Source organism: Paraburkholderia sabiae, from assembly GCF_030412785.1.
Lineage (GTDB): Bacteria > Pseudomonadota > Gammaproteobacteria > Burkholderiales > Burkholderiaceae > Paraburkholderia > Paraburkholderia sabiae.
In genome coordinates, this window is sequence record NZ_CP125296.1 from 1,468,360 (window position 1) to 1,480,994 (window position 12,635).

Sequence of the window (12,635 nt, forward strand, 5' to 3'; positions counted from 1 at the left end):
TGAGGTTGAATCCGTACGGCACGCGCGGCGCCGTCCTGCTTAGCCCAGCAATGTTTCTTCGAACGGGAAAAGCGAAAGCAGCTGCGTGCCCGTCTCCGTCACGAGTAACTGCTGTTCGAGCTTTACGCCTTCCTGTCCGCCCTCTTCGCCGATGTAGCTCTCGACGCACAGCGTCATCCCCGGCTGGATTTCGCCGTCGTAGCCCGACGCTGGAAAGTCCGCGTGATGGTAGAGGTACGGATATTCGCCCGTCATGCCGCACCCATGTGCCGACAGGTAATAGCGATTCGCGTGATACTTGTCCGGGATGTTCCAGGCTTTGTCGCTGTACTCCCTGAACGTCATGCCTGGCTGGATGATCCCGATGTTGTGATGCACCTGCTCGTGAGCGAGCTTGTAAAGCGTGCGTTGCGTTTCACCCGGCTTGTCCGGCCCGGCGTGGAAGGTACGGGAGAAGTCGGAGTAGTAGCCATGACAGCCGACGACATCGGTATCGAGCGCTATCAGCTGGTTCGGCTCGATCACATGACTCGATGTTTCCTGAAACCACGGGTTGGTTCGACGCCCGGCACTCAACAGACGCGTCTCGACGTAGTCGCCGTCCTGCGCAATAACCGATTGATGCAGCACAGACCACAACTCGTTCTCCGACATGCCGGGTCGAATCGCATCGCGGAGCTTTCCGACGGCGACTTCCGTCGCCCGCAGTGAAGCGATGACGCACTTGAGTTCCTCGGCGGACTTGATCGCGCGCGCCATTTCGATCGGCTCCTGCGCATCCACCAGACGCACGCCATGACTTGCAAGCGCAATCGCCGCTCCGGCGTTCATGCGTTCGATACCGACCGTGGCGTTCGGACCGACGAGTTCGGTCAGCGTGGCTGCCATATCGGCCGCCCATGCTTTTTCCCGCGCCGCGATGGCGGGACCTGCGGCGACGAAACTCGCGGTCGACGATGGACGGACCTCGTCGATGGTCTCGAGACCATTGGCCAGGTGCTCGCAACCGGTGAACTCGAACAGGATCGTCCGGCTTTCGGTGACGATGAGGTAACGCGAAGGCGTGTTCCGGGCGCAAAAAACCTGCATGTTGCGAGCGCCGGTGGCGTAGCGGATGTTCACCGGATCGCTGACGATCAGGGCCGCGATTTCGCGCTTTCGCATTTCTGCGCGAACTCTGCCAAGGCGATACGCCCGTACCGACACGAGATCGATGTCGGAGCCGTGCGAAGAGCGATCGAGCGACTGAAGATCCGAAAGATCGTGCCGCTCGCGATGCCAGTCTAGCGTGGTCATAAGACGTCCATGGGGAAAACACTAACTACCGGTTATGAGCCGCATCGTCGCTGTTTGATCCGTACGAGTTGCGGATTCACTATTTGAAAAGGACTTTACGAGCCAAAAAATTCCCTGTACACAGATGGAATCTCATGCCTGTTGATAACCGAGCGTTATGAAGAGCCTGCGCCATCGTCTTCCACCGCTGACGAGCCTGATGTTTTTCGAGGCAGCCGCCCGGACGCTGAATTTCACGCGGGCCGCAGAAGAGCTTCACGTCTCGCAGGCAGCGGTGAGCAAGCAGATCCGCCAACTGGAGGAGCGGCTCGGATTTGCACTCTTCGAACGGGTTGGGCGACGCGTGCAGTTGTCGCCGCGCGGAATGCAGCTGCATGGCAAGGTCAGCGCGGCATTCAATTACCTCGCTGATGCCGTCGACGAAATCAGTGTCAGGCGGACCACGAGTATGGTCACGCTGGCCGCGAATACGGCGATCTCGCACTTCTGGCTGAGTGAAGTCATGAAGGACTTCCGCGATCGCAATCCGGGTTTCTCGGCGAGCATTCGCACCATTACGTCCGATCAGCCTTCCGATCTCTTCGACGACAGCGTCGATCTCGTCGTGGCGTATGACCCCGGTGAGAGGATCAACTGGACGGCGCAGTTACTGTTCGAGGAAGAGATATTCCCTGTCGCGAGTCCCGCCTATATCGAGAGTCATCCGCTCGTCGGCGACGGGCCTGAAGCGCTGCTGTCGCAGGTGCTTCTCGAGTACGAACTCATACAGCCCAACTGGATCAACTGGGCGATCTGGTTCAGGTCGCTAGGTGTCGACCCGCGCCGCGTCAGAGCGACCGAGTATGGAAACAACTACAACGTGCTCGTCGATGCGGCCTCGCGCGGAAGAGGCGTGACGTTGGGCACGCGTCATCTTCTCGATGCGGAAATCCGTAGCGGGAAACTGGCGCGTCTGTCGTCGTTGAGCGTGCGTCCTGGCCGCGGCTACTTTCTGATGCGCAACGACCAGCGTCCGTTCAGTGCCGAGGTTGAACAGTTGCATCGCTGGATCGCGAGTTATCGTGTGAATCAGGAGATTCGCGAAGGGGCGTGAGTTTCACCGTCGCGTGCGTCCAACAGATGCTACGGGACGTTTGACGGCTCAAGACCCCGCGCCTGAAAGGCTCGCGAGAAAAATGCCGCGCGCCTTCCCTTGTTCCGCCCATCTCTGGGGACGTCAAAGCGTTTGACAATCCCAGGCCATTCCTTAGAATCGAAGAGACTGCTGCGTCGCAACAATCAACTGACGTATTGATTGCTGAACGCGCTTCATGGTGGTCGCACAATAACGCAGGTCTGAGGCTGTTCACGAACGGACGATCGTTTCATTTTTACCGGCGTTCTATTAAATCGCCGTTATTTCGCATTCCTTATAAATAAATCTATCAACGTGGTTATGGTTTCAGGCAATAGAAGAGAAGGCAGTCCCAGTCCCTACACTTTCCGCGATATCGACGCGGCAATTTCCCACCTGGAAACGGTGCTGGATACCGAGGGCGCAAGATCGCTGTTCTCGCCGGCATACTGGCGAGAACGTATCCTTCAGGCATCTGCTACGAAGGGACTGGGTCCGAAACAGCGACAGCGACTGCACCGTCTGCTCGAGCGCATCAATGCATTCTGAACTTGCTGAGCCCGACTTCTGGCATTGGTTGACGAACCGCTGAGGCCACCGCGTAAGAGCGCTGCTGCGTCAACCGAGCGCAGCAAGAAGCGCTTCGAGAAACCGCAAATATGCCGTCGCCCCCGGATCGGCGTGACCGATGCTGCGCTCCTGCACCCACGCCGCCCGCCCCTTCTGCGATTGCAGCGCGGCCGTGCTTTCGATCCGATGCCGCGCGGTCTCGATCATCGCAGCCAATACCTCTTGCGCGCGGCCGTCCGATGCTTCGAGCACATCGAGGCTCGGCACCAGCGCGTCGAGTACCGTCTTGTCGCCGACCTTGCTCTTGCCACGTTCGATGATGCGTGCCGCCACCGCGCGTCCGATCGCGAGTGCGTCGTCCTTGCCGACGTCATGTTTATCCAGCATCGTCTTCGCCGCCGCCAGCAATCCGCCGCCAATCAACGCTGCGAATGTCGACGGATTGGCCGTTGAAAATGCCTGTCCGGCAGCACGCAAGATGTCGCTCATCGCTGCGTCGTCCGGCAATGCGGCCAGCGCTTTTACGACTGCCGCCGATCCCTTCTGCACCGTGATGCCGAGATCCCCGTCGCCGAGCGCCGCATCGAGTTCGCGCAATTCTTCGGTGTGCGCCGGCAGCGCCCCCAGCGCGCGGGAAAGCAGCGCGCGTATGTCGTTGCAGGACATGCTCATGATGTTCGCTCCGTCAAACCAGCAACTAGTCGCGATACAGCGGAGAACGCGCGGGCGCTGCGAGCAGCGTTTCGAGTTCGTCGTCGAGCAGCATCACCGTGATCGAGGCACCGGCCATTTCGAGGCTCGTCACATATTCGCCGACATACGAGCGCGCTATCGACAGGCCGTGGTCGCCAACCACTTTCGCCGTACGCCTGAACAGCAGATACAGTTCTTCCAGCGGCGTCGCGCCCAGACCGTTGATCAGCACCGCGAGACGCGAGCCCTTCGGCGCGTTCAGATCGCCGAGAATCTCGCCCATCAGACGATCCGCAATCGCATCGGCGGATTCCAGCTTGCCGCGATGCGTGCCCGGTTCGCCGTGAATACCAATGCCAATCTCCATCTCGCCATCGGGCAGCGTGAAGGTGGGCTTGCCCGCAGCTGGCAGGATGGTCGGCGACAGCCCGACGCCCATCGTGCGGCAGTGGCTGTTCGCCTTCGCGCAGATTCGCGCGACTTCATCGAGCGAATCGCCGCGTTCCGCCGCTGCGCCCGTGCACTTGAAGACGAACGCCATGCCCGCCACACCGCGCCGTTCGCTCGCGCGCTCGGCAGGTGCCGAGGCGACGTCGTCCGTCAGCAGCACCGTCTTGATGTCGATGCCTTCGGGCTCTGCGAGATCGGCGGCGAGATCGAAGTTGAACACGTCGCCGCCATAGTTGCCGTACACATACAGCACGCCCGCGCCGCCATTCACCGCTTTGGTGGCCTCGAAAATCTGTTCCGCCGACGGCGACGAAAACACGTTGCCCACTGCCACGCCGCTGCACAGCCCTTCGCCGACGTAGCCGAGAAAGCCCGGCAGATGCCCCGAGCCGCCACCCGTGACGATGCCGACGTGGCCCGCTTTCGGCGCATCGGCACGCACGAGCGCACGACGGTCGGCCGTCGCGGCCTTGATCCAGCCAGGATGCGCCAGGAACAATGCATCAATCACTTCATCGACGAAATCATCCGGCTGGTTGATGATCTTCTTCACGCGAATCTCCTTGTGATGATCAGTTCTTGCGCCGCTGACTGAGCGCATCGAGCATGACGGCGGCGAAAATGACGCCGCCCTGAATGAACTGGGTCCAGAATGGATTGACGCCGAGCAGCGACAGACCGACGTTGATCACGCCGATCAGCACTACGCCAATAAACGTCCCGACAATCGAGCCGCGCCCGCCCGCCAGCGATGTCCCGCCGATCACGACACCCGCGATCACCTGCAACTCAAGCCCGTTGGCCGCCGACGGCAGTGCGGAATTGAGCCGCCCCGCAAGCACGATTCCCGCAATCGCCGAGGTCACGCCCGCGAGCGTGTAGGTCAGAAAAATCACGCGGCGCACAGGAATGCCCGCGAGCCGCGCCGCTTCCTGATTGCCGCCGACCGCAAACACCTGGTGGCCGAACGTCGTCTTGCGCAGAAGGATGTGGCCGATCACGAACACGATCAGCATCACGATCATCGGCGCGGGCAAGCCGGCGAAAGTCTTCGCGCCGAATAGCGTGAATGCGTTCGGAAAATCGAATTTGGTGCGGCCATCGGAAATGGCGAGCGTGAGGCCGCGGCCCATCGCCATCATCGCGAGCGTCACGATAAACGGCACGAGCCTGAGCCATATCACCGAGAAACCATTCAGCGCACCCACGCCCGCCCCGACCGCGAGCGCAATCGCGAGACCGGCGATGCCGACGCCGACGGCATCCGGCGTCGAACCGGCCATCAAGGTCGCAGCGACCATCCCGCTCAACGCCACCAGCGAGCCAACCGACAGATCGATGCCCGACGTGATGATCACGAACGTGCCGCCCACAGCCGCGATGCCGACCACGGATGTCTGCACGAGTATGTTGGTCAGCGTGCTGGTGGTGAGAAATTCGGGCGACGCTATCGACAGCACCACGCAGATCACGATCAGCGCGGCCAGCAGCGGACCGACGCCGCTGCGCAATTGCCGGATCACACGACTCGAAAGGGCTTCCGGATCAGACTGTTTCGCTGCCGTCGACGTCATGCTCGTGCTCCCGTTGTCGCCCATTGAATCACCGTCTCCGAATCGGCTTCGTCACGCGGCAGTTCGGCCACGATCCTGCCGCGATACATCACCAGCACGCGGTCGGACATGCCGAGCAGTTCCGGCAGTTCCGAGCTGACCATCACCACGGCCGCGCCCGCGCGCGCCATGGCGACCATATGTGCGTAGATCTCCGTCTTCGCGCCAACATCGATGCCGCGCGTCGGCTCGTCGAGCATGATCACGGCGGGCTGCGTGGCCGTCGCGCGACCGAGAATCACCTTCTGCTGATTGCCGCCCGACAGATTGCCCGTGATATGCGCAACGCTCGGCGCACGCACGCCGAAGCGCGCACTGGCCTTTTGCGCGAGCGAACGCTTGCGTCCATTGCGTACGAATCCGCCTGTCGCGATGGCGTTGAGACTCGACAGCACGATGTTTTCTTCGATGCTCGCGTCTAGCACGAGCCCTTCGAGCTTGCGATCTTCCGCGGTATAGACGAGACCCTGGCGCACGCCGTCGGCGGGCGAGCGGACCACGGTCTTGCTGCCACGAATGAAGATCTCGCCTTCCGTCACCTTCTGCGCGCCGAAGATCGCCTTGAGCAACTCCGTGCGGCCCGCGCCCGCAATGCCAGCAATCCCGACGATCTCGCCTGCGCGCACCTTGAAACTCGCATGCCGCACGATGGGCGGACTCGCGAGATCGCGCACTTCGAGCACGACCGAGCCGTAATCGCGCGGCTCCCACGGATAGAACGAATCGAGATTGCGCGCGACCATCGCCTGCACCAGATCCTGTTCCGTCCACGCCGACATCGGCCGCTCGCTGACGGTAGCGCCATCGCGCATCACGACGGCGGAATCGGCCAGCTCGAACACTTCTTCCAGATGGTGCGAAATAAAAATGATGCCCATGCCTGCTGCACGCAAACGTCTGACGACCGCATACAGATGCGAGATGTCGTCGTGCTGCAATGCGGCTGTCGGTTCGTCCATCACCAGAATGCGTGCGTCGCGCGCGATGGCTTTCGCCACTTCAATCAGTTGTCGCTTGTTCAGCGGCAGATCGCCGAGACGCATGGACGGCGACACGCCGTCGAGGCCCACTTGCGCGAGCGCCTGGCGTGCATCCTGATCGGCCTCACGACGCTGAACGAAGCCGTGTCGCGCCGGCATGCGCCCAAGAAACAGGTTCTCCGCCACCGTCATGTCGTTGACCAGCGACAACTCCTGATAGATCACGGCGACGCCTGCATCGATGGCAGCGTGCGTGCCGCGTCCGAGCGGCACACCGTTGATCTCGATGGTGCCTTCGTCCGGTTCATAAGCGCCCGACAACGTCTTGATCAGCGACGATTTACCCGCGCCGTTTTCGCCGACGATGGCCAGCACACGCCCCGCTTCGAGCGTCAGGCTCACGCCGCGCAACGCCTTCACGCCAGGAAAGCTCTTGACGATGCCTTCCATGCGAAGCAGCGGCGGCGCTGTGCTTTCGATGTCTGCACGCGCGTGTGGCTGAACGTTGTCCTGCGGCTGCGAACTCGTTCCCGCGTTCATGTGCTCATCCTGCATTCGATGACGGGCGCGCGCATTGCGCACGACGCCCGTCGATTCGTTACTGGCTGACCTGCAACGACCACAGGCCGTATTTCTTCGTTTCGTCCGAATCGATATTCGCCTTATCGATCAGGAAGGTCGGCCATGCGTATGTCGCGGGCACGGACTTGCCCGCCGCGTTGTCGGCGATGAAACTCAACGACTTCGCGGCCATCTCGATCGGGTTCTGCGAGATCGTTGCGTCCTGCTTGCCCGCGCGAATCGCCGATAGTGCCTGCGCCGTGCCGTCCGCGCCGATCACGAGAATGTGATCCTTGTCGCCCGCCGGTTTGTAGCGGCCCGCGTTGTCGATCGCTTTTTCCGCGCCGACGGTGTTGTCGTCGTTGGCGCCGAATACCGCGTCGATCTGCGGGAATTTCTGCAGGATGCTGGTCATCGCGTTGAGCGACTTCTCCTGGTCGAATGCGCCTTCCTGACGCGCCACGACCTTGATGTCGGGATACTTCGCAATCTCGTCGCTAAAGCCCTTCTCCCGATCTGTAGCAGCCGTCGTGCCGACCAGGCCGATCAGATCGACGACATTGCCCTTCGCGGAGCCGTAGCGTTTGGTCAGCTGATCGGCAATCCATTTCGCGCCCGTTGCGCCGAGCGCGACGTTATCCGACGCGACGAACGACGTGACCTTGCCGCCGTCCGACCCGCGATCGAGCGTAAAAACAGGGATATTCATCTGATTCGCTTTCTGAACCACGGGGATGATCGCCTTCGAATCGATCGGGTTCAGCACCAGTGCGGTGATGCCTTGACTCAGCAGGTTATTGGCGTCGTTGACCTGTTGCTGCGCGTCGCCGTTCGCGTTGGTCTGCACGAGTTCGAACCCCTGATCCTTCGAGCCCTTCTCGACACCCAGCTTCAGGCCGACGAAGAACGCGTTGTTCAGCGTCGCGATGGAAAAGCCGATCTTCGTCTTGCCGCCCGCAGCCGACGACGCCGGCGCGGCGCTCGCGACCGCGGCGCCGCTTGCGCTCGCATCGCTCGCCGCCGTGCTGGACGACGGCGACTCGCTCTTCGAACAGCCGCTCAACGCGGCGGCGATACACAACAGTCCTGCACTCGCCGGGGCGGCGAGTGACGTCCATCCGTTAAAGCGTGCTGAATACCAGGCCATGAGCGTCTCCATTGTTTGTATGGTGAGACATCGGATACGGGCGTCGGGGTACGCGAACGCGCTATCCGACGGGTCAGACTCGACACACTGCACACTAGGGCCGTTTGCGTTGCACGCCGTAGTGACTGAACCTGTGAACCACTTCATCCATCTGCTCGTCCGACAGCACGGGCGGCACGCCGAGCGTCGCCGCTAGCAGGTATTGCTGTGCCAGCACTTCTACTTCATTGGCGAGCCACAACGCCCGCGTGAGATCGGCGCCCAACGCAATCACGCCATGATGCGCAAGCAGACACGCAGTGCGGTTTTGCAGCGCGGCCACCGCGTGATCGGACAACGCCTGGCTGCCGAAGGTCGCATACGGCGCGCAACGAATCGAATTGCCGCCCGCCGCGGCAACCATGTAGTGATGCGCGGGAATATCGCGGCCGTGAATCGACATCGCCGTGGCCGCGTTCGAATGCGTGTGGACTACTGCTTCGATTTCGGGCCGCGCACGCAGGATGTCGCGATGAAAGCGCCATTCGGTCGACGGCCGTTTTTCGTCGAAGACGGGCGCGGACGCATCGATATCGAGCGGCAACCAGACGATCGTATCGGCTTCGAGTTGCGCCGCCGGCACGCCGCTCGGCGTGATCAGAAAGCCGTCCCGCCAGCGCGCGCTCACATTGCCCGAGGTGCCCTGGTTGATGCCGAGGCGCACCATTTCCCGCATCGTGTGCACGATGCCCGCACGCAGCGAGTCTTCCGTGAGCGCCGTGCCGTTCATGCTCACGATGCCGCACCCGCAGCAGCCGCCTGCGGCTGAAACATCGCGGCAAGGTTCGCTTCGAACGGTTCGGCGATGATGCCCCGCTCCGTGATGTAACCCGTGACCAGATCGTGCGGCGTCACATCGAAAGCGGGGTTCAGTACCTTGATGCCTGTGGGCGCGACCTGCTGACCGCCGAAATGCGTGACCTCGTCGGCATGACGTTCCTCGATCACGATCCTGCTGCCATCGGGCGTCTGCAGATCGAGTGTCGAAGACGGGCACGCCACATAAAACGGCACGCCGAAATGACGCGATGCAATCGCAAGACTCAACGTGCCGATCTTGTTCGCGAAATCGCCGTTCGCCGCCACGCGATCCGCGCCGACGATCACGACATCCACCATGCGCCGCGCCATCAGCGACGCCGCCATGCCGTCGGTGATCAAGGTCACGTCGACCTTCGCCTGTTGCAACTCGTACGTCGTCAACCGTGCGCCTTGCAGCAAGGGCCGCGTTTCATCGGCATACACGCGAAACGCGATGCCTTCCCGATGCGCCATGTAGATCGGCGCGGTTGCGGTGCCGAGACCCGTCGTCGCCAATGCGCCCGCGTTGCAATGCGTGAGCACGCCGCAACCCTGCGTAATGAGCGGCATGCCGTGCCGGCCGATCTGCTCGCATAGCAACTGGTCTTCGCGATGAATCTGCGTCGCCTCATCGACCAGCGCCCGATACAGCGATGCAGAGTCGCTCGCGCCCGAACGGTCCGCCGCGCGCAGCATGCGCTTCAGACTCCAGTTGAGATTGACGGCCGTGGGCCGGGCGCTATCCAGATACGCGGCCTGCTCGATCAATGCGGCGCGAAACGCATCGATAGGCAGATCGCGCGAAGGCTGCATCGCCACGCACAGCCCGTAGGCCGCTGCCACGCCAATCGCCGGCGCGCCGCGTACGCGAAGTTCGTGAATCGCCCGCCAGACTTCGAACGCTGTCGTCAGCGTTTCGATCACGGTTTCGCGGGGCAAACGTGTCTGATCGATGATTCGCAGACTGTCGTGTTCCCACGCGAGGGTAGCAGGCAGACTTTCGAACTTGGGCAAGACCATAGGTTCTCCACTACGATTTGATTGCGTGCGTTTTCCGCTTACTGCGCGCGATGTTCACGGCCCTGTATATCGCGCGCCAGGTCGACGACCGCCGCAATCGATCCAAACGCATGACGCTCGATCAGCAAACGCTCGGCGAACTGGATGCATTTGACTTCGATGGCTGCACGGACCGTGTCGTCGGAAATGCTGGTGATATCCGCGACCTTCGCCATGCCGACGATCCGTCGAATCATCTTGCATCCGGCGAAACCCAGCGAACTTGCCAGCAATCGCTGCATGAAACGCGCACGATATGCGTCCGCACAGTTGCCGCCCGGGTCATCGCCGATGAAATGGCTCTTGCGGCGGCTTTCATGTTCACGCCACAGCTTCTGAAACTTCTTCTCGAACGCCGACCAGATACCGGTGACCTGATCCAGCAGCCACTCGCGATAATTTTCGTGCTCTGCTTCGATACGACGGTCGTGCCAGTCGCGCGAGAAATACGCAAGCAACAGATTCGCCAGCACAGCGCCGACATCGAAACCCATCGGCCCGTAAAACGCGAACTCGGGATCGATGACATAGGTTTCGTCTTTGTTCACCATGATCGAGCCCGTATGCAGATCGCCATGCAGCAAGGTCTCCGCATCGTTCATGAACGACCATTTCATCTCGGCCACGGCCACGCGTAGTGCAGGCGTTCTCCAGACACGCTCGAGCAGTCGCTTCGGAAACACATTGCTATAGACGTTCGACGGATGATCTTCGAACGGGAACGTGAACACGAGTTCTTCCGTGATCTTGCACAACTCCGTGTTGATTGCTGCGCTCACGGCCTGCTTTTTCACTTCGGGCGCAAGAAAGAAATCCGAGCCGTAGAACAGCGTATGCGCGAGATACGTCGACAGATGATCGGTGAGCTTCGGATAGACATGACCGTCCATCAGCTTCTGTCGCAGGATCGCATGCGACGACAGCCGCTGCATCACCATCAGATACAGTTCGGTGTCGGCGTGATACACACGCGGCACGTGTTGCGGGCATAGCTCGCCAAAGCGGCGCAGCGCAGCCACTTCACGTTCCATCCGATGCCGCGTCAACGGCCACGACTTGCCGACGAGCCGCAAAAACGGTGGCGCCTGTTTGACGACGACACTCTTCTCCGGTGTCCGTGCGTTGCTGACGAAATACACGTAATTGAGGTTGCCGTCGCCGACTTCCGCGATATCGAGTTCGCCCGGTTCGTTGAGCAACGCATACACGGATGGCACGCCTCGCAGATACGCGGCCAGCTCCGAAGAACTCAGTGCTTCGAATTCCATCAACGTCTCCTCCGCGATCGAACCGGCTTCAGCGCTTCTTGCGAACCAGATCGAACTTGAAGATGCTCGTGTTGTAGTAGTCGTTGCTGTAACAGATCGGTTCGCCGCTTTGATCGAAATCGACTTCGTCGAGCAACAGAAACAGACCGAAGCCGTCGCCGAGTTCCGGCAGATCGCGCGGCGTGAGAATGGTCGGCTGGATCGACGTGTGCGTATGCGACAGCCGGCGGCCGGTGCGCTCGAACATCGCGAACAGGGACTCGCCGCCGAGGTCCCCATGCGCCGCATCGAATACGTGCTTCGGCACGATGTCGATGCAATACGCGGCGATTGCATCGTCAGCGCATCGCACCCTTTCGATGCGCACGCAATCGTCGCCAATGCCTAGCCGCAGTTTCGCGGCAAGATTCTCCGATGCCTTGATCTGATCGAACTGCAAACGGCGCGTCGAAGGCGTGGCGCCGACACTGCGAATCATGTCCGTCACAGACATCAGATCATCGAGCCCGCCTTCGAGCTTCAACGAAATTTGTCTGATGAAGGTGCCGCGTCCCTGCATGCGAGACAGCAAGCCATGCGAGATCATCTGGGCGACCGCCTCTCGCAGACTGGATCGTCCCACACCCAGCAGTTCACAAAGCTCGATCTCTGTGGGGATCTGGTCGCCGGGCTTGAGCGCGCGTTCCCGGATCATCACCATCAACGATTCCTGGATTTTGTCGCTCATCGAACGTTCGACGCTCAGGCGCATGCCAATGTCTCGGAAGCGGAGGTAGAAGGAAATATAGGTCAGACGTCTGATGTTTTTATTGGTGTTAACCCGGGTGAATGGGGTTCTTGAGCATCTGGCGTGTCGATATCGTGGCTGGCGAGCCGGCCGTCAGCCAACGCACGCCCGCAGGCGTCTGTATCTGCGTCGACGGACCCGAAACCAGCTGGATCAGCGTGTTGGGCCGCCCAATGGGCACGTCGATGCTCCGTCCGTTCTCCGGAACCGCTAGGTCGATCATCCATTCGCCATGTTAGTTAGTATCCCTATATATC

At 61.1% G+C, this 12,635-nt stretch carries 12 protein-coding genes; 1 reads left to right on the forward strand and 11 read right to left on the reverse strand.

Annotation, left to right across the window (positions count from 1 at the left end; all coding sequences use genetic code 11):
* Positions 1 to 39 precede the first annotated feature (39 nt).
* A complete protein-coding gene (locus QEN71_RS36035; RefSeq protein WP_201656650.1) occupies positions 40 to 1,296 on the reverse strand; it encodes a M24 family metallopeptidase in 1,257 nt (418 codons plus the stop codon).
* Between the two features lie 157 nt (positions 1,297 to 1,453).
* Between QEN71_RS36035 and QEN71_RS36040 the strand changes: the two genes are divergently transcribed.
* Complete coding sequence (locus tag QEN71_RS36040; protein ID WP_201656653.1) at positions 1,454 to 2,389, forward strand: LysR substrate-binding domain-containing protein; 936 nt, start codon at positions 1,454 to 1,456, stop codon at positions 2,387 to 2,389.
* Positions 2,390 to 3,028: 639 nt separating this feature from the next.
* Here QEN71_RS36040 and QEN71_RS36045 read toward each other — a convergent pair.
* The 10 genes from QEN71_RS36045 to QEN71_RS36090 all read right to left on the reverse strand — a co-directional run bounded on the left by QEN71_RS36045 (position 3,029) and on the right by QEN71_RS36090 (position 12,601).
* Positions 3,029 to 3,652, reverse strand: coding sequence for a DAK2 domain-containing protein (locus tag QEN71_RS36045; protein WP_201656656.1), 624 nt, complete (start codon positions 3,650 to 3,652; stop codon positions 3,029 to 3,031).
* A 25-nt stretch (positions 3,653 to 3,677) separates the two neighbouring features.
* Positions 3,678 to 4,676 (reverse strand): dihydroxyacetone kinase subunit DhaK, encoded by a 999-nt coding sequence (locus QEN71_RS36050; RefSeq protein WP_201656660.1) that lies wholly within the window; start codon positions 4,674 to 4,676, stop codon positions 3,678 to 3,680.
* Between the two features lie 19 nt (positions 4,677 to 4,695).
* On the reverse strand, positions 4,696 to 5,697 hold the full coding sequence (locus QEN71_RS36055; protein WP_201656672.1) for an ABC transporter permease: 1,002 nt from the start codon (positions 5,695 to 5,697) through the stop codon (positions 4,696 to 4,698).
* Positions 5,694 to 7,256 carry a sugar ABC transporter ATP-binding protein gene (locus tag QEN71_RS36060; RefSeq protein ID WP_201656675.1) on the reverse strand — a complete coding sequence of 521 codons (1,563 nt, stop codon included), beginning with the start codon at positions 7,254 to 7,256 and terminating at the stop codon, positions 5,694 to 5,696. The genes QEN71_RS36055 and QEN71_RS36060 overlap by 4 nt, the downstream gene beginning before the upstream one ends.
* Positions 7,257 to 7,314: 58 nt before the next feature.
* Positions 7,315 to 8,424 (reverse strand): sugar ABC transporter substrate-binding protein, encoded by a 1,110-nt coding sequence (locus QEN71_RS36065; protein WP_201656678.1) that lies wholly within the window; start codon positions 8,422 to 8,424, stop codon positions 7,315 to 7,317.
* A gap of 94 nt (positions 8,425 to 8,518) precedes the next feature.
* Entirely contained in the window at positions 8,519 to 9,193 is a 675-nt protein-coding gene (locus tag QEN71_RS36070; protein WP_201656841.1) for a class II aldolase/adducin family protein, read from the reverse strand.
* A 2-nt stretch (positions 9,194 to 9,195) separates the two neighbouring features.
* Positions 9,196 to 10,284, reverse strand: coding sequence for an S-methyl-5-thioribose-1-phosphate isomerase (gene mtnA / locus QEN71_RS36075; RefSeq protein ID WP_201656680.1), 1,089 nt, complete (start codon positions 10,282 to 10,284; stop codon positions 9,196 to 9,198).
* A 38-nt stretch (positions 10,285 to 10,322) separates the two neighbouring features.
* Positions 10,323 to 11,591 (reverse strand): S-methyl-5-thioribose kinase, encoded by a 1,269-nt coding sequence (gene mtnK, locus QEN71_RS36080; RefSeq protein ID WP_201656683.1) that lies wholly within the window; start codon positions 11,589 to 11,591, stop codon positions 10,323 to 10,325.
* Between the two features lie 28 nt (positions 11,592 to 11,619).
* Positions 11,620 to 12,318: a GntR family transcriptional regulator gene (locus tag QEN71_RS36085; protein ID WP_233472024.1), complete on the reverse strand. Its 699-nt coding sequence runs from the start codon at positions 12,316 to 12,318 to the stop codon at positions 11,620 to 11,622.
* An 88-nt stretch (positions 12,319 to 12,406) separates the two neighbouring features.
* The gene (locus QEN71_RS36090; RefSeq protein WP_201656690.1) at positions 12,407 to 12,601 is read right to left on the reverse strand and encodes a hypothetical protein; all 195 of its coding nucleotides are present in this window, start codon (positions 12,599 to 12,601) and stop codon (positions 12,407 to 12,409) included.
* Positions 12,602 to 12,635 lie beyond the last annotated feature (34 nt).